This is a genomic window from Flexivirga meconopsidis (assembly GCF_026162425.1).
GTDB classification, from domain to species: domain Bacteria; phylum Actinomycetota; class Actinomycetes; order Actinomycetales; family Dermatophilaceae; genus Flexivirga; species Flexivirga meconopsidis.
Window position 1 is genome coordinate 243,478 of record NZ_JAOBQJ010000001.1, and the last position, 22,447, is coordinate 265,924.

The 22,447-nt window shown below is 69.4% G+C and carries 18 protein-coding genes; 11 read left to right on the forward strand and 7 right to left on the reverse strand.

Going from position 1 to position 22,447, the window contains the following annotated elements:
* Nucleotides 1–33: 33 nt before the first annotated feature.
* Nucleotides 34–1,008, reverse strand: a complete 975-nt coding sequence (locus N2M23_RS01210) for a helix-turn-helix transcriptional regulator (RefSeq protein ID WP_265442691.1) — start codon at nucleotides 1,006–1,008, stop codon at nucleotides 34–36.
* 65 nt (nucleotides 1,009–1,073) lie between these two features.
* Here N2M23_RS01210 and N2M23_RS01215 point away from each other — a divergent pair, with 65 nt between their 5' ends.
* Entirely contained in the window at nucleotides 1,074–3,386 is a 2,313-nt protein-coding gene (locus N2M23_RS01215) for an excinuclease ABC subunit UvrA (RefSeq protein ID WP_265442692.1), read from the forward strand.
* A 12-nt stretch (nucleotides 3,387–3,398) separates the two neighbouring features.
* Complete coding sequence (locus N2M23_RS01220; RefSeq protein ID WP_265442693.1) at nucleotides 3,399–4,076, forward strand: response regulator transcription factor; 678 nt, start codon at nucleotides 3,399–3,401, stop codon at nucleotides 4,074–4,076.
* Here N2M23_RS01220 and N2M23_RS20860 read toward each other — a convergent pair.
* A complete protein-coding gene (locus N2M23_RS20860; protein ID WP_265442695.1) occupies nucleotides 4,049–5,470 on the reverse strand; it encodes a sensor histidine kinase in 1,422 nt (473 codons plus the stop codon). The genes N2M23_RS01220 and N2M23_RS20860 overlap by 28 nt on opposite strands.
* A 76-nt stretch (nucleotides 5,471–5,546) precedes the next feature.
* Between N2M23_RS20860 and N2M23_RS01230 the strand changes: the two genes are divergently transcribed.
* Together N2M23_RS01230 and N2M23_RS01235 are read left to right on the forward strand one after the other, a co-directional pair.
* The gene (locus tag N2M23_RS01230; RefSeq protein ID WP_265442697.1) at nucleotides 5,547–6,359 is read left to right on the forward strand and encodes a COG4705 family protein; all 813 of its coding nucleotides are present in this window, start codon (nucleotides 5,547–5,549) and stop codon (nucleotides 6,357–6,359) included.
* A gap of 55 nt (nucleotides 6,360–6,414) precedes the next feature.
* The gene (locus tag N2M23_RS01235) at nucleotides 6,415–7,296 is read left to right on the forward strand and encodes an undecaprenyl-diphosphate phosphatase (RefSeq protein ID WP_265442699.1); all 882 of its coding nucleotides are present in this window, start codon (nucleotides 6,415–6,417) and stop codon (nucleotides 7,294–7,296) included.
* Between the two features lie 102 nt (nucleotides 7,297–7,398).
* Here the strand turns inward: N2M23_RS01235 and N2M23_RS01240 are convergent, their stop codons facing one another.
* Nucleotides 7,399–8,448: an NAD(P)-dependent alcohol dehydrogenase gene (locus tag N2M23_RS01240; protein ID WP_265442700.1), complete on the reverse strand. Its 1,050-nt coding sequence runs from the start codon at nucleotides 8,446–8,448 to the stop codon at nucleotides 7,399–7,401.
* A 297-nt stretch (nucleotides 8,449–8,745) separates the two neighbouring features.
* On the opposite strand from N2M23_RS01240, the gene N2M23_RS01245 reads away from it, so the two are divergent.
* The 4 genes from N2M23_RS01245 (at nucleotide 8,746) to N2M23_RS01260 (ending at nucleotide 14,162) form a co-directional block, all read left to right on the forward strand.
* A complete protein-coding gene (locus N2M23_RS01245; RefSeq protein ID WP_265442701.1) occupies nucleotides 8,746–9,951 on the forward strand; it encodes an NAD(P)/FAD-dependent oxidoreductase in 1,206 nt (401 codons plus the stop codon).
* Nucleotides 9,952–9,961: 10 nt separating this feature from the next.
* Complete coding sequence (locus N2M23_RS01250; RefSeq protein ID WP_265442703.1) at nucleotides 9,962–10,732, forward strand: SDR family oxidoreductase; 771 nt, start codon at nucleotides 9,962–9,964, stop codon at nucleotides 10,730–10,732.
* Between the two features lie 323 nt (nucleotides 10,733–11,055).
* Complete coding sequence (locus tag N2M23_RS01255; RefSeq protein WP_265442704.1) at nucleotides 11,056–13,578, forward strand: bifunctional FO biosynthesis protein CofGH; 2,523 nt, start codon at nucleotides 11,056–11,058, stop codon at nucleotides 13,576–13,578.
* A 71-nt stretch (nucleotides 13,579–13,649) separates the two neighbouring features.
* Nucleotides 13,650–14,162: a YqeB family protein gene (locus N2M23_RS01260; protein WP_265442706.1), complete on the forward strand. Its 513-nt coding sequence runs from the start codon at nucleotides 13,650–13,652 to the stop codon at nucleotides 14,160–14,162.
* 9 nt (nucleotides 14,163–14,171) lie between these two features.
* Here the strand turns inward: N2M23_RS01260 and N2M23_RS01265 are convergent, their stop codons facing one another.
* Complete coding sequence (locus N2M23_RS01265; protein WP_265442707.1) at nucleotides 14,172–14,810, reverse strand: TetR/AcrR family transcriptional regulator; 639 nt, start codon at nucleotides 14,808–14,810, stop codon at nucleotides 14,172–14,174.
* 152 nt (nucleotides 14,811–14,962) lie between these two features.
* Here N2M23_RS01265 and N2M23_RS01270 point away from each other — a divergent pair, with 152 nt between their 5' ends.
* The 3 genes from N2M23_RS01270 to N2M23_RS01280 are packed head-to-tail and all read left to right on the forward strand — an operon-like array spanning nucleotide 14,963 to nucleotide 18,352.
* Nucleotides 14,963–15,514, forward strand: a complete 552-nt coding sequence (locus tag N2M23_RS01270; protein ID WP_265442708.1) for a PadR family transcriptional regulator — start codon at nucleotides 14,963–14,965, stop codon at nucleotides 15,512–15,514.
* Nucleotides 15,515–15,551: 37 nt separating this feature from the next.
* Nucleotides 15,552–16,475: an extracellular solute-binding protein gene (locus N2M23_RS01275; RefSeq protein WP_265442709.1), complete on the forward strand. Its 924-nt coding sequence runs from the start codon at nucleotides 15,552–15,554 to the stop codon at nucleotides 16,473–16,475.
* 8 nt (nucleotides 16,476–16,483) lie between these two features.
* Nucleotides 16,484–18,352, forward strand: coding sequence for an ABC transporter ATP-binding protein/permease (locus N2M23_RS01280; RefSeq protein ID WP_265442711.1), 1,869 nt, complete (start codon nucleotides 16,484–16,486; stop codon nucleotides 18,350–18,352).
* A 26-nt stretch (nucleotides 18,353–18,378) separates the two neighbouring features.
* Here N2M23_RS01280 and N2M23_RS01285 read toward each other — a convergent pair whose 3' ends face one another.
* The 3 genes from N2M23_RS01285 to N2M23_RS01295 are packed head-to-tail and all read right to left on the reverse strand — an operon-like array spanning nucleotide 18,379 to nucleotide 22,447.
* Nucleotides 18,379–19,341, reverse strand: coding sequence for a glycosyltransferase family protein (locus N2M23_RS01285; RefSeq protein ID WP_265442712.1), 963 nt, complete (start codon nucleotides 19,339–19,341; stop codon nucleotides 18,379–18,381).
* Nucleotides 19,338–21,599: a glycosyltransferase gene (locus N2M23_RS01290; RefSeq protein WP_265442714.1), complete on the reverse strand. Its 2,262-nt coding sequence runs from the start codon at nucleotides 21,597–21,599 to the stop codon at nucleotides 19,338–19,340. Before N2M23_RS01290 ends, N2M23_RS01285 begins: the two co-directional genes overlap by 4 nt.
* Nucleotides 21,596–22,447 (reverse strand): glycosyltransferase family 2 protein, encoded by an 852-nt coding sequence (locus N2M23_RS01295; RefSeq protein ID WP_265443852.1) that lies wholly within the window; start codon nucleotides 22,445–22,447, stop codon nucleotides 21,596–21,598. Before N2M23_RS01295 ends, N2M23_RS01290 begins: the two co-directional genes overlap by 4 nt.

Here is a 22,447-nt window from a genome sequence, read left to right on the forward strand (position 1 = left end):
CAGCGGGGCGACCGGGCCAGCCAGCTTGCACCGTCAACGAGACGCGGCCGGTGGACTGGTGGCGGCCTCTAGACGGTGCGCGGTGCGGCGCAGGAACTCTCGAAACTCATCGGGCTCCAGGACGGTGAAGTCGAGGTCGGTCATGATCAGCACCGTGACGAGCCACTCGAACGAGTCGACGAGTGCCGTGTAGCGACAGCATTGATCGTCGATCGCTTCCAGAGTGCCGTCGACGCGGTGCAACCTGCTCACGGCATCTCGGACGTCGGTGCCGAGAACGAGCACCACCCGCACGTTGCTCGGTCCGAAGAAGCGGCCGCGAAGATATGCGGGTAGGTCTTCCGATGGCAGGGAACGCGGGGTGAATGTCTCGGCCAGGGTGCGTGCTTCGGCGACACGGTCGAGTCGGAAGTTGCGCCAATCGCCACGATCCCGATCCCACGCGAACAGATACCACCGGCCGCGCAGTTGCACTAGTCGGATCGGTTCGACTTCGCGCTGTGTGATCACCCCGGACGCTGCGCGATAGGCGAACCGAGTTGTGCGGTTCACCGAGATCGCGTGCGCCAACGTGTTGAGTACGGCGGTGTGCGTTTGGGGTTGACCAGCCGGGGCGAACTCGACAGCTGTGAAGACGTCATCCGTCCGTCGCCGCAGTGACGCAGGCAGCACCCGCCGCAGCTTCTCTCCGGCGCGGTCGGCGGCGTCTGCGGCGGACTCGATCCCGGTGGCTCCTGCCGCTGCGAGCTGCAAACCCAGAACCGCGGCGACCGCCTCATCATCATCCAGCATCAACGGTGGAAGTGAGGCGCCGGCAATCAGGCGGTAATGACCGCCTGGTCCGCGGGTGCTCTCGACCGGGTAGCCCATGGCACGCAACTGACCAATGTCCCGGCGCAGTGTTCGGGTCGGGACGTCCATTGCTCGCGCAAGGTCCGCCGCGGACCAGTGTCGTCCGGATTGCAACAGAGAAAGCAGCCGGAGCATGCGCTCGCCGGGTGTCGTCATACGAGTCCTTCGCTGGACGCAATTGTGGCCAGAATACGACCAGAACTATGCGTACGGTCGACGGCATGAGGCATGCCGAGGCCGACCGCGGACGGTGGATCAACGTCGAGGGGGCCCGCACGCACAACCTTCGTGACGTTTCCGTCCGGGTGCCGAAGCACCGACTGACCGTATTCACAGGTGTGTCCGGCTCAGGAAAGTCGTCGCTGGCGTTCGACACGATTGCGGCGGAGGCCGAACGCACGGTGATGGCGTCATATCCCGCATTCGTCCGGAACCGGCTCGCTCAGCATCCTCTTGCCGATGTGGATCGGATCGACGGACTGACGTTCACCACGCTGGTTGATCAGCGCCCGTTCAGCGGCAATGCACGGTCGACGGTCGGTACCGCCAGCGACCTGGCTCCGCTCCTTCGAGTGCTCTTCTCTCGTGCCGGCCGGCCGTCGGCGGGCTTCAGTCCGGCTTACTCCTTCAACGACCCGAGCGGAATGTGCCCACGGTGCGAAGGGCTCGGGGTGATCGACGACGTCCTCCTGGACGAGTTGGTCGATCGATCAATGACGCTGCGGCAGGGGGCGATTCGCTTCCCCACCTTTGCGCCGGGCACATATCGCTGGAAACGTCTGATGGACTCGGGACTTGCGGACGTCGACACCCCGCTCGGTGACCTGCCGGACACTACGTTGCACACCCTGCTGTACGCCGAGGGCCTCACTCTGTCGAGCCCAGCGGCGGCATACCCAAAACACGGGATCTTCGATGGAGTCGTTCCCCGAATCCGGGACTCCTACCTGCGCACGTCCCCTTCCCGCCTCACCACCGAGGAGAAGTCCGGTCTGGACCGCGTGGTCTCGCGGCAACGGTGCGCAGACTGCGGCGGAAGCCGCCTCAATGCCGCTGCCCGTGGCAGCCTCATCCACGGCAGGTCGATCGCCGATTGGTCGCGCCTTCCGATCGACAAATTGCCGGCTCTCGTCCGGGCCGTCGCCGAGCCCGGAGTAGCGCCAGTGGTCGCGGCGGTTACTGAGCGTCTCGATGCACTTGCCGCCGTTGGTCTCGGCTATCTCTCGCTGGAGCGCGAGTCGGCCACCCTGTCAGGCGGGGAAGCGCAACGCGTCAAGATCGTGCGCCATCTCGGTAGCCCGCTCAGTGAGGTCACCTACGCATTCGACGAACCCAGCGCTGGTCTGCATCCGCACGACGTGCAGCGGCTGCTCGACCTTCTACTGCGATTGCGCGACGCGCACAACACCATCCTGGTCGTGGAACACCAATCGGCCTTCATCGCGGCTGCAGACCACGTGATCGACCTCGGTCCCGGGGGCGGCACGGAGGGCGGTGAACTCGTCATCGAGGGGTCTCCGACGACGGTGGCACGCAGCAATACGCTCACTGGTCGTGTCCTGCGGGAGCCGATCCGACTGAAACCGGCGACACGACTTGGCGACGGCGTGGTGAAGATCGCGCACGCGCGTCGGCACAACCTCAAGGACGTCAGCGTGAACGTCCCGCTCGGGGTGCTCACTGCGGTCACTGGTGTCGCCGGATCCGGAAAGAGCACCCTCTTCGCCGACGAACTGCCCCGACAACACGTGGACTTTGCGGTCGTCGACCAGTCACCACTGCACGGCGGAACGCGTTCGACCGCCGCGACGGTGCTCGGGGTCGCCGAGCCGATCCGTGCGGTGTTCGCACAGGCAAGCGGATTGGGGGTGTCGTGGTTCAGCGCAAACGGCCGGGGAGCCTGTCCGGTGTGCAAGGGAAAGGGAGTCGTGGTCACCGACCTCGCCTTCCTCGACGACGTTCGCACGGCATGCGACGCGTGTGGTGGGTCGCGCTTCAACCCGCGTGCTCTCGGTGTCGCCGTCCGCGGCCACCGCATCAGCGACGTCCTCGCGATGACGGCCGGCGATGCTGCCGACCTGTTCTCCTCCGAAGCCGCGATTGTGCAGCCGCTGGACTGGGTCCGCAGGGTCGGCCTCGACTATCTGGCCATCGGGCAGGGACTTGACACGTTCTCGGGTGGTGAACGACAACGCCTGCGTCTCGCGCGGCACCTCGCAACGGTCCGCGCCGACGCAGACCTCCGCATCGTGCTCGACGAACCATCCGCGGGGTTGCACGGCGCTGATGTTGGCCGGCTGGTCCGGCTGCTCAACGAGCTGGTCGAGGATGGGGCAACCGTCGTCGCGATCGAGCACAAGCTGCACGTTGTCGCGGCGGCCGACCACGTGATTGACGTTGGGCCGGGAGCTGGCCACGACGGGGGCGCCGTTGTCTATGAGGGCTCACCAGACGGCTTGACGCGTGCACCGGGCTCGATCACTGGCCAGTACCTACGAGCTGCGATCGAGTCACGGTGGGCGGACGGAGAGTGATAAGCCTGTCCCGTGCGCGTACTGGTGGTGGAGGACGAGGTCCCACTCGCTGAGCTGATCCGGCGCGGCCTGGCCAAGGCAGGCTTCGTGGTCGAGGTCGCGCACAACGGCGTCGACGGGCTGTGGCAGGCGACCGAGGAGCAGTTCGACGCGATCGTGCTCGACATCATGCTCCCCGGCATGCACGGGTATGACGTGGTGCGACGCCTGCGGGAGCGTGAGGTGTGGACGCCGGTGGTCATGCTGACTGCCAAGGACGGCGAGTATGACCAGGTGGACGCGCTCGACCTCGGCGCCGACGACTACCTCACCAAACCGTTCAGCTTCCCGGTGCTGGTCGCCCGGCTGCGCGCGGTGACGCGCCGCACCCCCGTCGCACGGCCGGCGGTGCTGACCGTCGGCGACCTGCGGCTCGACCCGGCTGCCACCCAGGTGTTTCGCGGCGAGACCGAGATCGACCTGACACCAAGGGAATTCAGCCTCCTGCTCTTCCTCATGCAACATGCCGGCAGCACGGTCAGCAAGGGCGAGATCCTGCAGGCCGTCTGGGATCCTGCGTTCACCGGCGACGACAACGTCGTCGAGGTCTACGTCGGCTACCTGCGGCGCAAGATCGACAAGCCCTTCGGCACCGACACGATCAGCACCGTGCGCGGCATCGGCTACCGGCTCGACGACGCGCCGGCCTGACCCCTGCCGGCCTGACCCTCGACCGCCGCATCGTCGCCGACCTGCCCGGGCAGCGTCACCACGAATCTCGCTCCGCCCGAAGGAGATTCGGCAACGACGACGTCACCACCCGAGCTGCGCGCCAGATCGCGCACGATCGCCAGCCCAAGCCCGAAACCGCCCTGACCGCGGCTGCGCGAAGAGTCCAGCCGCACGAAGCGGTCGAAGACTCGCCCGCGATCCGCCGCCGGGATGCCCGGGCCGTCGTCGTCGACCGTGAGCACCGCGGCCCCGTCCCGGCCGGTCGTGGTCGACACGACCACCTCCGACCGGGCGTGCCGGACCGCGTTGTCGACCAGGTTGCGGGCAATGCGCTCGACCGCGCGCTGGCGCCCCCGGCCTCGGGCGGGGCTCCCGACATACCGCACCTGGATGGTCGAATCACCGCGCCACCGTTGCACTTCCGCCTGGGCGATGTCGTCGAGGTCGACTTCCTCGGTGCCGGTCGCCGGCCGCTCGTCGAGCTGGGCCAGCAGCAGCAGGTCATTGACCAAGCCCGTCATGCGGCCGATCTCGTCGCGCACGGTCGGCGCCACCTGCCGCCACTCGTCGTCGTCGGTCGCGAGCTCGACCGCCGCCTGCAAGGTGGCCAGTGGTGACCGCAGCTCGTGACTCGCGTCCGCGACGAAGCGCCGCTGCTCCCCCTGCGCATGCTCGAGCCGGTCAAGCATGCGGTTCAAAGTCGTTGCGAGAGCAGCGATTTCGTCCTGCTGTCGCGGCACCTCGACCCGAGTGTCGAGGCTGCGAGCCTCGATCTCGTCGACCTCCCGTCGCATGCGCTGCACCGGCGCGAGTGCCAGTCCGGACACCCACCAGGCGAGCAACGCGGCCAGCACAGTCAGCACCGGGGTGCCGAGCAGCAGGATCTTGACGTCGGTGCTGATCGCCTCGTGCTGCGCCTGCTGCGACGACGACACCTGTATGACGAAGTCGCGCCCTCCCGAGCGCACCCCCTGCGAGACGATCAGTGGTGTCTCGACGTCACCGGGCCGATACCAACGGCGTTCTCCCCGAACGGAACTGGTGTTCGGCCGCGGACGATCGGCGGACAACGGTGCCTGGTCGCCAGGTGCCGAGGACGCCACCACCGCGCCGGTCCGGTCGAGCACCACCGCCCGCAGCGACGGGTCGACGTTGCTCACCGCAGCCTCCGTCGGCCCCTGCCGCTGCACCGCATTGGCCACCCCCGCAGCCTGGTCGCTGACCCGCCCGACCAGCGAACCGGTCAACGAATGCTGCAGCAGCGTCGCGAGCACGAACACCCCGATGACGAGCGGCACCACCACGGCGAGCGCGGTGACCAGGGCGATGCGCACCCGCAGACTGCGGGCGAGACGCACGAGGGAGGCAAGCACCCCGCCATACTGCCTGCTCCTGCGGCGGATCCGCGTCTCAGCATCCGCTCAGCGACCTGCGGGCAGCATGCCGGTTGTGTCACATCACCCTGCCCGCGCCGACTTCGCGACAGCCGCCTCCTGGGTGGCTCCGGTTGGCGCCCTCTTCTGGATCATCAAACTCGTCTCGACCGCGTTCGGCGAGGCCGCCTCCGACGGGCTGGCCAAGCAGAGCCCCGCGCTCGCGGTCGCCGTCGGCGGCCTGCTGCTCGTCGCGGCGTTGCTGTGGCAGCTGCGCACCCGCGGCTTCGTGCCGGTGCGCTACTGGACGGCCGTGGCGGCGGTCGCGGTCTTCGGGACCGTGCTGGCCGACGGAGTGCACGTCGTGCTCGGCTTCAGCTACCCCCTCACCAGCGTCCTGTATGCCGCGGCCACCGCCTTCGTCTTCTGGCTCTGGCACCGCACCGAGGGCACCCTGTCGATGCACGACATCAACACCACCCGCCGCGAGCTCTTCTACTGGGCCGCGGTCATGTGCACCTTCGCGCTCGGCACCGCGGTCGGTGACCTCACCGCCGCCACCCTGAAGCTCGGCTACTGGCCGTCGGTGGTGCTCTTCGCGGTCGCCATCGCCGTGCCCGCGATCGGCTGGCGGGTCACCGGGCGCCACGAGGTGTTCTGGTTCTGGTTCGCCTACGTGCTGACCCGGCCGCTCGGCGCGTCGATCGCGGACGGTTTCGCCAAGCCCAAGAGCCCCGCGCACGGGCTCGACCTCGGTGACTTCCCGGTCGCGCTCGTGCTCGGAATCGTGCTGGTCGTGCTGATCGTGGTCGCGCAACGGGTGTATGCCGCCCAGACTCGTCGTCAGCCGCAGCCGCTGGAGCTGGCCACTTTGCGGGGTGCCCGATGATCGCCCCACAAAGTCCTCCGCTCCTTCGTCGCTCCGGTACTTTGCGGGGGCCCCGATGAGCGATCTGTCCTACTTCCAGTCGGTCACTATCGGCGCCCTGCAGGGCGTCACCGAACTCTTCCCGGTCTCCAGCCTCGGCCACTCGATCCTCGTGCCGGCCTGGATCGGCGGCTCGTGGAAGGACCTGGTCACCCAGCAACAGCAGTCCGGGCACACGCCGTTCCTGGCGTTCATCGTCGCGCTGCACGTGGCAACCGCGCTCGCGCTCATCGTCTGCTTCTGGCGGGACTGGCTGCGGGTCGTCCAGGGGCTGATCGACATCGTGCGACGCCGCGACCTGCACACCGCCCGGTCGCGCTATGCGCTGCTGCTGATCGTCGCGACCATCCCGGTCGGCATCGTCGGCCTGCTCTTCGAAAAGCCTTTGCGCACAGCGTTTTCGACGCCGTTGGTCGCCGCGATCTTCCTGACCGTCAACGGCGGCGTGCTCGCCGTCGCAGAGCTGCTGACCCGGGCGAGCGAGGCGTCATACCGACGGCACGCGACGAGTGAGCGCAGCCTGTCGACGATGCCGTGGAGCGACGCGCTGATCATCGGCAGCTCGCAGATCCTGGCGCTGATGCCCGGCATCTCGCGGTCCGGTGTGACCATCTCCGCCGGGCTGCTGCGCGGCTTCAGTCACGAGAAGGCGACGAAATTTGCGCTGATGCTCGCCACCCCGGTGATCCTCGCGGCGGGCGTGCTGAAGATGCCGGAGCTCGCCGGGCCGGAGGCGTCCGGCATACACGGCCAGGTGATCGTCGGCATGCTCGTGGCGTTCGTCGCGGCGCTCTTCGCGACCAAGGTGCTGACCCGCTTCGTGCGCACGCACACGCTGTGGCCGTTCGTCGTCTACTGCCTCATCGCGGGGATCGCGAGCATCATCCGGTTCGCCTGACCGGCGGTGTCCGGCGGACTGGTGCCACGAAAAGGGGACTTGTCACGTGCTCTAGCACGTGACAAGTCCCCTTTGTGCGGACGAGATCGGCGTATGCCGGGGCTACTTGCCGATCGTCGCGGTGTCGATGACGTAGCGGTAGCGCACGTCCCCGGCCACGACCTTGTCGTAGGCGTCGTCGACCTGTCCGGCGTCGATCCGCTCGATGGTCGCGCCGATGCCGTGCTCCGCGCAGAAGTTGAGCATCTCCTGAGTCGCCGGGATGCCACCGATCAGCGAACCGGCGACCGCCTTGTCGCCGTGCACGAGCGACCCGGGCGCGATCGAGTAGGGCTTGCTCGGCAGCCCGACGTTGACCATCGCACCGAACGGCTTGAGCAGCCGCAGGTAGTCCTCCATCGGCAGGTCGGCGCTCACCGTGTTGAGGATCAGGTCGAAGGTGCCGGCGAGCTTGTCGAAGGTCTTCGCGTCCTTGGTCGACAGGTGGTCGGCGGCGCCGTAGGACTTGGCGTCGGCGGACTTGTCGGTGCTGCGGGAGAGCACGGTGACCTCGGCGCCCATCGCCGCGGCGATCTTGACGCCCAGGTGGCCGAGGCCACCCATGCCGACGACCGCGACCTTCGCACCCTTGTCGGCGCCCCAGCGCTTCAGCGGGGCGTAGGTGGTGATGCCGGCGCAGAGCAGCGGCGCCGCCTCGTCGAGCTCGATGCCCTCCGGGATCGACAGCACGAACCGTTCGGAGGCGACGATCGCCTGGGCGTAGCCGCCCTGGGTGAGCTCCCCGTCATACCCCTCACTGGCGTAGGTGAAGACGGCGCCCTTCTCGCAGTATTGCTCGTTGCCGTTCTTGCACTGCTCGCACTCGCCGCAGGAGTCGACCATGCAGCCGATGCCGACGCGGTCGCCGACCTTGTGGCGGGTGACGGCCGAGCCGACCTCGGTGACGATGCCGGCGATCTCGTGGCCGGGCGTGAGCGGGAACGGGGTCTGGCCCCACTCCTCGCGGATGGTGTGGATGTCGGAGTGGCAGATGCCTGCCCACTTGATGTCGATGCGCACGTCGTCGTCGCGCAGATCGCGGCGCTCCAGCTCGATTGCACCGAACGGCTGCCCAGCGGCTGGCACGGACAATGCGGGTGTTGTTGTTGGCATAACCAAAAACAATACCTCCGGAGACGGTGTCCGTGAAATCGTCGATCCCGTTGATATCCAACCGCTTTCACCCTTTTGTATGACGGTGCCCACGTTGCGGCCGGCGTGACTCGTCCGCGCCGGGGGCACTTGTCCCGTCACAGTGGGACTTGTCCAGGCCGGGGGCACTTGTCCCGTCACAGTGGGACTTGTCACGTGCTCTAACACGTGACAAGTCGACCGAACGTGGACGAGTCGCGCGCGGGACTCCCGTCATACGATCGAGCCGAGAGCACCCACGGAACCGCAGGAGAAGTGATGGCGAGTCTGGACGGAACCAAGTACGACTACGTGATCGTCGGCGGTGGGGTCGCCGGCGCGGCGGCCGCGAAGGCGATTCGCGAGCGGGACGCCGAGGGTTCGGTGCTGGTGCTCGGGCTCGAACCCGACCCGCCGGTCTACCGCCCGGACCTGTCGAAGGGGCTGTGGCTGAGCGAGGAGACCAAGCTCGACGACATCTGGCTGATGGACGGCAAGGGCGCCGAGCTGCACACCAGCCTCCCGGTCACCTCGATCGACACCGAGGCGCACGAGGTGGAGATCGACGGCGGTGCGAAGGTCGGCTACGGCTCGCTGCTGATCGCGACCGGTGCGCAGCCGCGACACCTCGACCTGCCGGAGTCGGACCGGATCGTCTACTACCGCACGGTCGCCGACTACCGCCGGCTGCGGGAGTTGGCGGCAGCCGGGTCGGCGGTCACCGTGGTCGGCGGTGGCTACATCGGCGCCGAACTCACCTCCGCCCTGGCCCAGAACGACGTCAAGGTCACGATGATCCTCGAGGGCGAGCTGGTGCAGGAGCACATGTTCCCCGCGTCGATCGCCGAGTTGGTGACCAAGGACTTCCGCGGTCACGGCGTCGAGCTGCTGACCGGCACCAGGGTCGTGTCCGGTGAGGTCACCGGCGACACCGTCGCGGTGCGCACGCAGGACGGCAAGCTGGTCGAGGGTGTCGCCGCGGTCGTCGGCATCGGCGTCGAACCGCGCACCAAGCTCGCGCAGGACTCCGGGCTCACCGTCGAGGGTGGCATCGTGGTCGACGACCGGCTGCGCACCAGCGCCACGGACGTGTATGCCGCAGGCGACGACACCAGCTTCCCCGACCCACTGCTCGGGCGGCGCCGGGTCGAGCACGTCGACAACGCCGAGACGATGGGCAAGGTCGCCGGCGAGAACATGGCCGGCGCCGACCAGCCCTACGACCACACGCCGTTCTTCTGGTCGGACCTGTTCGCCAACGGCTACGAGGCGATCGGCGAGCTGTCGTCCGCGATGGACACCGTCGAGGACTGGAACGGCGAGCACACCGCTGCGGTCGTCTACTACCTCGCCGACGGCACGGTCCGCGGCGTACTGCTCTGGAACACCTGGGACAGCGTCGAGAAGGCGCGCGAGGTGATCGAGAAGTCCGGCAAGGGCGAGCTCGGCAAGGACCAGCTGAGCGGTCTGATCCCGCCCGGTTAGTGCGGCGGGTATGACGGCACTCCCGCGCACCGCACTGGTCACTGCGAGCACGGTCGGCATCGGGCGCGCGATCGCACAGCGCCTCATCACCGATGGCGTGTCGGTGACCGTCCACGGACGTGATTCCGCACGCGCCGCGGCCACCGCCGGCGAGCTGGGCGCGGCAGGTGCCGTCGCCGCCGACGCGACCACCAGCGCGGGGCTCGACGTCCTGGGTGACTGGCTGCGGGCGCACCCGGTCGACATCCTGGTCAATGCGCTCGGGCCGTTCGCCGAGCACGACGTCGAGTCGGCGCGACCGGAGGATTGGCTGGATGCCTACCGCGGCAACGTGGTCGGTGCCGTCGAGTTGGCGCGAATCGCGTTGCCGCACATGCGATCCGAGGGGTTCGGGCGGGTGATTTTCCTCGGCACGCGGGCCACCCGCACGCCGATCCCGACGATGATCGAATACTCCGCGGCCAAGGCCGCGCTCGCGAACGCGACGATCAGCCTGGCCCGGTCGGCGACCGCACCCGGTGTCACCGTCAACATGGTCAGCCCTGGCGTGATCCTGACGCCGAGCCTGCGGGCGATGTTCGCCGACCGTCCGGAGAGCGCCGGGCGGACCTGGGAGGACATCGAGCCGGAGGTGACCCGTGACTACGCGCCCAACCCGATGGGCCGACTCGGCCGGCCGGAGGACATTGCCGCCGCCGTGAGCTTCTTGTGCGGGAGCGAGGCGTCATACATCAACGGTGTCGACCTGCCCGTGGACGGTGGCATCACGGGGACCCACTGACCCCCGGACGTACCGATGCGGTGCCCGAAGCACCTCCCCAAGTACCACGGACACCGCACCAGCGATCCCCCTCCGACGCTCGCGACGGGTGCAGTGCGAACCCCCGAGTCCGCCGCATCCCGCGTGGCCCACCCCCCAGCGGCCACCTCGAGCGCCTGCCGGTCTTCACCGGCCCCGACCGGTTTGTCCGACACCAGCAACATTAGGAGCGACGCGTCGGGGTCGCTATGGGACCGAGGCCGAAATCGGTCGCAGCCAATCTCAGCCCAAGTCGCAGCAACCTCGACCGCTGCCGTGCGTCTTTAGCTGATTAGGGTTGAACGGTGCGACCACTCGACGTGCTGCCCACCGAGTCCGCCATGCGCCGCGCTCTGCGGCGAGCTCGTGACGGAGCGACCCTCAACGCCGACGAGTCCGCGACACTGCTCGCGGCCCGCGGTGGCGACCTCGACGATCTGTGCGCAAGCGCGGCCCGGGTGCGCGATGCCGGCCTCGAGGCAGCGGGCCGGGCAGGGGTGGTGACCTACTCCAAGAAGGTCTTCATCCCGCTGACCCGGCTGTGTCGCGACCGCTGCCACTACTGCACGTTCGTCACCGTCCCCGGCAAGCTCGCCGCCGCCGGTCACGGCGCCTACCTCGAACCCGACGAGGTGCTGGAAATCGCCCGGCGCGGCGCCGAACTCGGTTGCAAGGAAGCACTTTTCACCCTTGGCGACCGACCGGAGGACCGCTGGCCGGAAGCCGCGCAGTGGCTGGACGAGCGCGGCTACGACTCGACGCTCGACTACGTGCGAGCAATGGCGATCCGCGTGCTCGAGGAGACCGGCCTGCTCCCGCACCTCAACCCGGGCGTGCTCAGCTGGGAAGAGATCGGCCGCCTCAAGCCGGTGTCCGCGTCGATGGGGATGATGCTCGAGACGACCTCGACGCGCCTGTTCACCGAGAAGGGCGAGGCCCACTACGGCAGCCCCGACAAGGACCCCGAGGTGCGGCTGCGGGTCATCACCGACGCGGGCCGGCTGACGGTGCCGTTCACGACCGGCATCCTGGTCGGCATCGGCGAGACCCGCGCCGAGCGGGCCGACTCGATCCTCGCGATCCGCAAGGCACACAAGGCTTTCGGGCACGTGCAGGAAGTCATCGTGCAAAACTTCCGCGCCAAGCCCGACACTGCCATGCGGCACACGCCCGACGCCGATCTTGACGAATACCGCGCCGCGATCGCGGTCACCCGGCTCGTGCTCGGCCCCGCCATGCGCGTGCAGGCGCCGCCCAACCTGGTCGACGCAGGCGAATGCGCCGCGCTGCTCGCGGCGGGCGTGGACGACTGGGGCGGCGTGTCCCCGCTGACCCCCGACCACGTCAACCCTGAGCGGCCGTGGCCCAACCTCGACGCGCTCGCCGAGATCTCGGCCGCTGCCGGTTTCACGCTCACCGAGCGGTCCGCGGCGCAGCCCGAGTATGTCCTCGCCGGCGCGCCCTGGATCGACCCGCGGGTGCGCCCGCACGTGGCGGCTCTCACCGACGAGGAGACCGGTCTGGCGCGGGCCGGCGCCATACCGGCCGGGCTGCCGTGGCAGGAGCCGGACCCGGAGTGGGAGTCCAGCGGCCGCACCGACCTGGCGACCTCGATCGACACCGAAGGCCGTAACACGCAGGCTCGCAGCGACCTCGGCAGCGCGTTCGGCGACTGGGAGACCGTGCGCGAGCAGGTGCTTGCCGTGGCCGGACCGGCCAGACTCGAGTCGGACGTGAAGTCTGCGCTCGCGGCCGTCGAGAAGGACCCCGGCGGCGCGTCGGAGGCCGACTATCTGGCGCTCGCCCATGCGAACGGCGATGGTCTGGAAGCCCTTGTCTCGCTTGCGGATTCGCTGCGCAAGGAGGCCGTCGGCGACGACGTGACCTATGTCGTCAACCGCAACATCAACTTCACCAACATCTGCTACACCGGCTGCCGCTTCTGCGCGTTCGCGCAACGCAAGGGCGACGCCGACGCGTTCACCCTGTCGATGACCGAGGTGGCCGACCGCGCCGCGGAAGCCGTCGCCGCGGGCGCCACCGAGGTGTGCATGCAGGGCGGCATCGACCCGGAGCTGCCGGCGACCGGGTATGCCGACCTGGTGCGCGCGGTGAAGGCGCGCGTGCCGCAGCTGCACGTGCACGCATTCAGCCCGATGGAGATCGTCAACGGCGCGTCGCGCCGCGGCATACCCGTGCGGGACTGGCTGATCGAGCTGAAGGAAGCCGGCCTCGACACCATCCCCGGCACCGCGGCCGAGATCCTCGACGACGAGGTGCGCTGGATCCTCACCAAGGGCAAGCTGCCGACCAAGACCTGGGTCGAGGTGATCACCACCGCGCACGAGGTGGGCATCCGATCCAGCTCGACGATGATGTATGGCCACGTCGACCAGCCGCGACACTGGGTCGGGCATCTGCGGCTGATCGCCGAAATTCAAGACCGCACAGGCGGATTCACCGAGTTTGTACCGCTGCCCTTCGTGCACCAGAGCTCCCCGATCTACCTGGCCGGCGCCGCTCGGCCGGGACCGACTAAGCGCGACAACCGGGCGGTGCACGCGTTGGCCAGGGTGATGCTGCACGGTCGGATCGCCAACATTCAGACCAGCTGGGTCAAGCTCGGCGTCGCCGGGACTCAGATGATGCTGCGCGGCGGCGCCAACGACCTCGGCGGCACGCTGATGGAGGAGACGATCTCCCGGATGGCCGGCTCACAACACGGATCCGAGCTCACCGTGCAGCAGCTGCGGCAGATTGCCGGGGACATCGGCCGTCCGGCCCGCGAGCGGACCACGACGTACGACGAAGTGCTGTCTCGCGCCTGAACTTTCGTCGGATCGGCCATGGACCTCGGCACGATGTGCGCAGGCCCGGATCACGCATAGTGTCGGCGACCGTGAGTGACGACGCCATACATCTGGGCAAGCCGGACGGACCCGACGAGAAGCCGGCCAGCCTCGGATATACCCGCGAGGACCGCCGCTGGATGATGGGGCTGTTCGGCGCAGGAGCCGCGATCCTGTTGGGCGCCGCGCCCTGGATCGCCCGATGGCTGCAGGACGTGCCGGGCGTGCCCTATCAAGACGCGATCGACGCGATCAGCCGATTCGACGACTGGTGGGCGCACGTAGTGCTGGCGGCGGCCGGGCTGGTGGTCGGAGTCATTGGCGCGGTCGTCATCGCGGCCACCGCGCACTACCTCGAGGTGTATGACGACCGGCTCGTCATCCGGCACGGCGAGGACCGGCGCACGGTCCCGCGCGACGAGATCGTCGGTGTCTACCGGGAGGGCAAGAAGGTCGTGATCGACGGCAAGGGCGGACGCCGCATCTTCGAGCAGGAGGTCGAGGCGAAGGCTGCGCAGGTGCGCGACGCGTTCACCGGCAAGGGCTACCCCTACGAGTCGTGACCCGCGCGGTCAGGCCTGCCTGGGCAGGATCTGCAGCAGGTCCTGGTAGAGCTGATCGGCGGCGTCGGGGGCGCCGAAGCTGTCCTCGCGCACCGCACGCTCGATCAGCGCGTCGACCTGCGCGGCCAGCAGCGCGAACGGCGGGTCGAACGTCCAGCCGAACTCCCGATAGCGCTGCTCGATCTTGTCGTTGCGCTCGTAGCGGATCTTCTCCAGTTCGTCGGCATAGGTGCGCAGTGTCGAGTCGAACTGGCTCTGGTTGCGCAGGTCGTAGCGGATGCGGTGCATCTGTCGGTTCTCGCGGAAGCTGCTGGCGATCGCCGCGGCCAGGCCGGCGGAGTAGCTGGTCACGTCGACGGCCTCGTCGAGGCCGGCGGTGTCGAAGGTGTGGTTGTTGGACAGCATCCGCACGCACTCGGCCACGAGCGCGTCCTTGCTGCTGAAGTAGTAGTGCACCATCCCGTGCGAGAAGCGGGTGCGTCGCGCGACGTTGCGCACCGACACATGGGAGTAGCCGTGTTCGCTCCAGGTCTGGAGCGCGGCGACCGCAAGGTCGTGCCGGCGTCCGCGGTGGGTGGCGCTGTCGTTGGACGAAGCCGGTGAGGGCGCGGATTCGGTGAAGGGGATGGAGGCGCTCGTCGAGGTCACCTTCATAGTTTTGCACGCAGTTGTCCGCAGATTGTCGCTGCGGTGCAAGGAAAGTGGCGCGTGTTGTTAGGGCGGCTGTCAAAGTCGCGCACAAAACCTTTCATATTCGTGGCGGGCCTTAGGCCACGCCCCATCGCCTAAGGTGCGGTGACGTGGCGGACGACGACGAGCTACGACCGGCGACCCTCGCCGTGCTCGGTGTCGTCGCGGAGTCGCCGACGCACGGCTTCGCGGTCGCCGGCCTCTTCGCGGCGAACGGTGACCTGGGGCGGGTATGGCGCCTGCCCCGGCCGGTCATCTACCGCGAGCTCGCGCGTCTCGGCGAGGCCGGTCTGGTGCGGGAGGTCGGCGTCGAGACCGGCGGGCCCGGCCCGAGCCGGGTGGTCGTCGAGGTGACCGACGAGGGACGCGCGGTGCTTGACCGCTGGCTGGTCGAACCGGTGCAGCGCGCTCGCGAGGTGCGGGACGCACTGCTGCTCAAACTGGCGCTGCTGCATCGTCGCGGCGGTGACCCACGGCCGCTGATCGACGCGCAGCGCGCCGTCTTCGAGATGCGCGCGCGCGAGTTGGGCGCCGCGGCGGCGGCCACGTCGGTCGATGACTTCGAGCGCACGCTGCTGCTCTGGCGCCTGAGCTCGACGCGGGCGGCGCTGGATTTCCTGAACGCGGTCGCGGCGGGCGCCATACCGGATGATGGCGAGTAGTCACAGTGTGACTAGTTGCCTGCTAGGTTCGTCGATCATGAGCGCCCTCACTCGCCGCGGCCTGTTCGGACTGACCCTGGCCGGTGGCGTGTCGGCGTTGGCGGCCTGTGGGTCGTCGGGCAGCGACGGCTCGGGGGCGTCGCCGTCCGCACCTGCCGCAGCCGGTTCGTCGGGTGGTCCGACCGGCTCCGGCACGGTGAACGTGCTCTATGCGGGGTCGCTGGTCACCCTGATGGAGAAGCAACTCGGCCCGGCTTTCGCCAAGGCGACCGGCTTCGACTTCGCCGGATTCGGAGCCGGCTCAACGGCGCTCGCCGCACAGATCAAGGGCAAGGTCCGCAAGGCGGACGTCTTCGTGAGCGCGAGCCCGAAGGCCGACGAGGCGATCATGGGCGAGCAGAACGGCAACTGGGTGCAGTGGTACATCACCTACGCGGCCTCACCGCTGGTGCTCGGTTACAACCCCAAGAGCAAGTTCGCCGACAAGATCAAGGCCGGACCTTGGTATGACGTGATCACTGCCGACGGCATCCGGATCGGGACCACCGACCCCAAGACCGACCCGAAGGGCAAGCTCGCCGCCCAGGCGCTGACCGACAACGGCAAGGAGCACCCGAAGCTGCTCGAGGTCGCCAAGGACGAGAAGACGATCTTTCCCGAGGAGACGCTCGTGGCCGATCTGCAGTCGGGGCAGCTGGATGCCGGCTTCTTCTACTCCAGCGAGGCCAAGGCCGCCGGCATCCCCACGGTGCAGCTGGCCGGCGTTTCGCTGAAGGCGACCTACACGGTGACCATCGTGAAGGACGCCCCCAACCCCGCCGGCGCCGAGTCGTTCATCGCCTACCTGCTCGGACCGAAGGGCACCACGACGTTGCGGCAGGACGGTTTCGAGCTGACCACCCCGCCCAAGGTGACCGGCACCGGCGTGCCCGCCGCGATCAGCAAGGTCATCACCTCCTGAGCAGCGCCGTGCCCAACTCGCGCCCCGTGCCCGGTCACCGCGCTCGCCCGCTCGGCTGGCTGGGGGCCTTGCTCGCGCTCTACCTGGCGATCCCGCTCGGCTACTTCCTGCTGCGTTTCGTCACCACTGAGGACAGCCGCGGCTTCGGCGAGCCCGGCCTCTGGGACGCGGCGCGCACTTCGGCGGTCTCGGCGGCCATCTCGGCGGCCGTCGTCTTCGTGCTCGGGGTGCCGCTCGGTTACTGGCTCGCGCACGCGCGCGGGCCGGTGCAGCGCGTGGTCGGGATGCTCGTGCAGCTGCCGCTCGCGCTGCCGCCGGTGATGAGCGGCATCGTGCTCATCTACCTGGTCGGGCCCTACACCTGGCTCGGTGAACTCTTCGACGGCCGGCTCACCGAGTCGCTCGCCGGAGTCGTCATCGCGCAGACGTTCGTGGCCGCGCCGTTCCTGGTGATCGCGGCACGGTCGGCGTTCGCCGCGGTCGATCCGGAGCTGGACGACATCGCGGCAACCCTCGGGCACCGGCCGCTGGCCCGTTTTGCCCGGGTCGACCTGCGGATCGCGGCCCCCGCCATACGAGCGGGACTGCTGCTGACCTTCTTGCGCGCCATCGGTGAGTACGGCGCGACGGTGCTGCTCGCCTATCACCCCTACACGCTGCCGGTCTTCACCGCCGTGCAGTTTCAGTCGACCGGCATCCCGTCGACGCAGGCCCCGACTGCCGTCGCGCTGGCGACTGCGGCAATCGTGTTGCTGGTGGCGGGTTTTCGGCTGCCGCGCCGCTGGCGGAGCCGTATGACGAAGGCCGCATCCGTGCCGCCGCCGACTCACCCGCCGGCAGTCTCACCGGAGCGGGTCAGTTTCGATCTCGACACTCGCGTGGGTGATTTCCACCTGCGGATGGCGCATCAGGCGACCAGCACCCGCGTGGCGGTGCTCGGCGCGTCGGGTGCCGGCAAGTCCATGTTGTTGCGGGCGCTCGCCGGCCTGCTCGGGCCCGACGTCGGCACCGTGCGGTGCGGCTCGGACGACCTGTCCCGCGTGCCTGTGGAGCGACGCCGGCTCGGCTACGTGCCACAACGGCACGGGCTGCTGCCGGACCGAACTGCCTGGCAACAGGCGACTTTCGGGGTGCGCGCTGATGCAGGTGTCGCGGCCTGGTGGTTTGAGACGCTTCGGCTGCAGGGTCTGCACGGGCGGCTGCCCGACCAGCTCTCGGGCGGGCAACAGCAGCGCGTCGGGCTGGCGGCGGCGCTCAGCCAGACGCCGCGCCTGGTGCTGCTCGACGAGCCGTTCACCGCGCTCGACGCGCCGGTCCGGCAGGAGCTGGTCACCGAGTTGCGGCGGTTGCAGCGCCGGGACGCGCTGTCGACCATCGTCGTCACGCACGATCCGCAGGAGGCCGCGATGCTCGCCGACGAGTTGGTCGTGGTTGCCGACGGCCGCATCGTCCAATCGGGTTCGGTGCGTGAGGTTTTCGATGCTCCGGCGTCGCCGCAGGTGGCCCGCCTGCTCGGCATCGAAAACGTGCTCGAAGGTGTCGCCGACGGTGGCGAACTCGTTGCCGGGTCGGTGCAGGTGCCGGTGCGGACCTGGCTGCCAGCCGGCACGCCGGTGACCTGGTGTGTGGCACCCCAGGACGTGCTGGTCGGCGCGGCCGGTGTGCCCGCGACCGTCGTTGACGTCGCCGACGTCGGCACGTCGGTGCTGGTCGACGTGGAGCTCGACGGCGGACCCTACCTGCGTGCCCGGTGCTCGACGGACGCTGCTGCCGCGCGGCTGGCTCCCGGTGCGCCGGTCTCGGTCGACTTCCGCCCGGACAGCGTGACCGTGTGGGCGCAGCCCGACTCGGCGCCCGTGCTCACCGGCCGACGCTGATGTCAACCGGCCGCGCTCGTGCGCGGTCACGACTGCAGCACCCGCGCCAGTTGGTGGGCGGCCCGCTCCGGGCTGGGTTGCACGGCGAGCGCACTCGGCAGCACCGTCGAGTCGGGGTCGTCCCACGCTCGCCGCAGGGCCGCGGCAAGGTCGTCGACGAGGCAGATGGCGCCGGGATTGAGCGTGGCAACCTCCTCGGCAAACGGGTTCCTGGTCGCGACCGGCCGGCGCCCGGCGGCGTTCCAGTGCGTGAGCGACCCGGACGCGGAGACGTGCGCCGGCGCGGCGACCGGCACGCGGACCGTGGCCATGGCGTCGAGCAACTGCGCGTCCGGCAGATAGCCGGTGCACGCGAACGTGCGGCCCAGCTCGGCGGCGCTCCCGGCATACCGGTCGACCAGCGTCTCGTGCCCGGGCGAGGGGGCGCCGAGGTTGAGCAGGCGTGCCGCCCGAGGCAGCCCGGCCATTGCCGCGAGGACCTGTTCGTGGCCCTTGCCTGGGTAAATGAACCCTGCGATCGCCACAGCGCAGCCGCCTGGGCGAGCGGTCCGTTGCCGGGGCAGCACCGGTAGCGCGACCACCTCGACCGGCACGTCCGCCAGCCCGAGGTCGGCGAGCAGCCGGGCCTCGTGCCGGCTGCTGACGACCACCAGCCTGCTGCCCCGGGCGACGCTTCGATAGACCTCGCTGCGCGCCGACTGAAGCGGTCCGTCGGACGGTTGGGGCACATCGTGCAGGGTGACCGAATACCGCCGGCCGGCAGTCAATTCGGCCAGCGTCGAGCGCGCCCGCCCGACTCCGCCGAACAGCTGGTCGGTGAAGTGCACGTGCACATCCGTGTCCGGGTGTGGGCGCAGGCGCGCGCGGGCCTGCTGTGCGTCGGCCGCGCGGACCACGGACGTGCCGGCGAAGGGCGGCTGGCTCAGCAGAAGCTGTGCGTGTGCCACTACGCCGTGGTGCTCCGGTCCCACGACCAGGTGCACGGTCACCTGCGCCAGCCCCACTCTGCCTCGAGGTCAACCGGGTGGACGAGCGACCGGGGAACGACCCAGGGTGGCACCCTGTGGACGACTCGCGAGGGAGTATGCCGGTGCGCCGCCCGCACGTCGACCACGCTCGCCTCGAGGTCGGGATGCCGGTAGATCACCGGACCGGCGCTGACGATCGCTTGAACGGTCTCAGTGAGGACGCACGGCGTCGACAACCGGATCTCCCACGGCGTGCGCCCTCGTCGATAGGTGGCGCGCACCCGATGGTCGGTCGCCAGCTCCGGCGGCGCGGTGATGCCCGGTGGAATGATGAGTGCAACGTCGCCAGACGCGAATACGCTTGCGGCGCAAGCGATCAGAGCAGCTTGGTTGTTCGCCTCGCGCAGCAGCACCGCGACCTGCGGGTGCTCCCAGGCCAGTGAACCGTGCCGCAATCTCGGGTCGGGTATCAGTTGCGCCAGCGCGCGCAGCTCCTTGTTCTTGCGCTCCACCCGGTCCGCGGCGGCGCCCCGCCTGCCCTGCTCCTCACCGTCGTGCCAGGCCACCGCGGCACCCACATGACGCAGGTCTGCGCCAGCGATCCAGGCTCGATGGGCAAGTTCCCAGTCCTCACCGCCGTACGCCCGGAAGGACTCCTCGAATCCGCCGATCCGCTCGAACAGGGCGCGGTCGATCCCGGCGACCGCGCTGATGACGAAGCGGTAGGACCGCTCGTCAGCGTCGCGCAGCTCGCGGGTCGCGGCGTATCCCTCGTCGAGCCATGCCGGCTGTGGGAGCAGCTGGGCGCCGGCCGGCGCCTGGTCACCGTCCGGGCTCGACCAGGGTGTCTCGGGGTCGAGCAGCGCGTGCATCCGGCGGCCGACGACGAGGCCGCGCGTCTCGCGCACCGCGTCATACATGCGCTGGACGTAGGTGGCTGTCGGGGCCATATCGGCATCCAGGAAGAGCAGGACCGGTGCGCTGCCCGCGCCCACAGCCAGGTTGCGGGCGGCGCCCGCGCGGAAGCCGTCACGTCGCTGACGCCGCACCACAACCTGGAAGGGTCGCTGCCCGATGGCCGGTGGTGCCGGCGAGCCGTCGTCGCCGACCAGCACGGTCATCCGGTGCATGGGGAAGGTCTGTTGCTCCAGCGCGCTGAGCAACCGGTCGAGCGCTCGCTGATCGCGAAACCACGGGATGACGACGTCCACCCTGGGCTCGACCAGGGCGGCGTAGCGCCGCGCGTGCGAGTGCGCCGTCCGCTCGCGATCGCGTGCCCGGGACGTCGCCAGCGTCGCCCGGTCGACGGGAGGGGCAGCCAGGCAGTCGGACAGCGCAGCATGCAGCGACTGCTCGGTGGCCGCCCGGTCCCCGAGCCGGTAGAGCGCGGTCGGTTGCTGGTCGGCATACGCGCCATGGTCGGGGGCCACGACGTGGACGCCGGCGTCGCGACATGCCTCGGCCCACCCGGAGTGCGTGCCCCAGCGGTAGGGCAGGACCGCGATGTCCTGGCTTTCCAAGCCGGCTGCCAGAGCGTCATCATCCTGCCAGCCGAGGCGTTCCACCTCGACTTCATCGCCGCGCCGGGCGAGCCAGTCCGCCAGTTCGGCCGACCCAGCCCGCGGCCGCAGGTCGACGCGCAGCCGCACCGCCCGGCCCTCGGTCGAGAGGCGACGCACCACCTGCAGCAGTGGCTCGAGCAGCTCGACCGTCGCGGTCGCGGCGCGCACCGCACCCAGGTGCACTCCCACGATCACCGGCCCGTCCGGTGGCTTGGCAGGCCGTTGCCGGATGCGCTCCAACGGCAGCACATGCGGATGAGCCACGACCGTCGTGGCGCGGTCCCACCGCTGACGGACACTGCGAGCCGCGGTCGGGGTGAGTGTGAAGAGTTCGTCCGCCGCCGGCACGAACACGTCGAGCAACCGGTCGTATGACGTTTGGTCCCTCAGGTGCGGGTTTGTCAGGTCGTGGACGGTCATCGCCAACGGCTTACCGAGGTCTCGTAGTGCCGCCACGAAGTCACGGGCCTGCTCGACGGTGAGGTGCTCGAAGCCGAAGTGCAGATGGACCAGGTCGAAGTCGTCGGCGTGCTCGCGGAGCCACGACACCGTCAGCCCCTGGTGCGGCCACCACTGACCGGGTTGCGGCTTGAGCGCGTCCGGCACCGGCGGGTCGGCAAGGTGCACCACGGCAGGAGCGCGCGCCGGCCCAGTGCCCGGCGCCGGGAGCAGATGTCGCACGTAGGTGTGGCCGGCGGGGATCGCGAGGACTCTCACCGGGCGCACAGCTGCCACCCCGCGTCGTGTCGTGAGACCAGACCCTGGCGCTCGAAGCCGGTCAGCCATCCCTCCGCCGGCCACCACCCCCATCGATCGGCGAAGATCTGGCCGTTGCGCACGATCGAGCGCACGTGCTCGGTCGGTGGCGTGCTCGTCGGATGATGCTGGTGATAAGTGTCGGCGCCGCCGACCCACCCCAGGCCGACCCCGGACGCGGTCACCCGGCAGGCGAAGTCGGTGTCCTCGACGCCATATCCGACGTAACTTTCGTCAAACCCGCCGACGCGCGCCCAGGTGTCGAGGGTGCACGCCATGGACAGCGACCAGAGCAGCGCATGGTCGCCGAGTTCGGCGGCGTCAGCGGGTGCCCGGCCAAGACCCGGCACGCGCGCTGTCGTGCCGGGTCGGGGATCCGGACGCGCCGGGTGAGGTGAGCGGTGGCGTGCGCAGAGGTCGAGCACGGCAGCGCCGGCAAACGGCAGGTCCAGCGGAGGAAGGTAGGTGACGGCGCCACAGGCGACGGTGTGCGGATCGGCTTGCAGCGCCGCGGCATACCGCGGGAGTGTGCTGGCGGCCGGCAGGCAGTCGACGTCGAGGAGCAGCACCGCGTCGGCACCCAGGGACGCGGCCGTTGCCACGCCGACGTTGCGGGCGGTCGCCAGCGGCAGCTCCGGTCCGGACGTCGGGAGGTCGACCACGGTGGAGGTGGGCGCGACGAGTGATCGCACGCTGGGGTCGCCCATCGCCACGACAACCCGCGGGCCGATCGACGGCAGGAGGGCGAGGACGGCCTCCTGCCGTCGTAGGTGCTGGTGCCGCCCCCGGACGATTGTCACGACCGCCAT

Excerpts from the sequence above, each read along its gene's own strand:
- N2M23_RS01210 (WP_265442691.1), bottom strand. The coding sequence starts at position 1,008 with ATGACGACACCCGGCGAGCGCATGCTCCGGCTGCTTTCTCTGTTGCAA.
- N2M23_RS01215 (WP_265442692.1), top strand. The coding sequence starts at position 1,074 with ATGAGGCATGCCGAGGCCGACCGCGGACGGTGGATCAACGTCGAGGGG.
- N2M23_RS01235 (WP_265442699.1), top strand. The coding sequence starts at position 6,415 with ATGAGCGATCTGTCCTACTTCCAGTCGGTCACTATCGGCGCCCTGCAG.
- N2M23_RS01240 (WP_265442700.1), bottom strand. The coding sequence starts at position 8,448 with ATGCCAACAACAACACCCGCATTGTCCGTGCCAGCCGCTGGGCAGCCG.
- N2M23_RS01245 (WP_265442701.1), top strand. The coding sequence starts at position 8,746 with ATGGCGAGTCTGGACGGAACCAAGTACGACTACGTGATCGTCGGCGGT.
- N2M23_RS01250 (WP_265442703.1), top strand. The coding sequence starts at position 9,962 with ATGACGGCACTCCCGCGCACCGCACTGGTCACTGCGAGCACGGTCGGC.
- N2M23_RS01275 (WP_265442709.1), top strand. The coding sequence starts at position 15,552 with ATGAGCGCCCTCACTCGCCGCGGCCTGTTCGGACTGACCCTGGCCGGT.
- N2M23_RS01295 (WP_265443852.1), bottom strand. The coding sequence starts at position 22,447 with ATGGCGGTCGTGACAATCGTCCGGGGGCGGCACCAGCACCTACGACGG.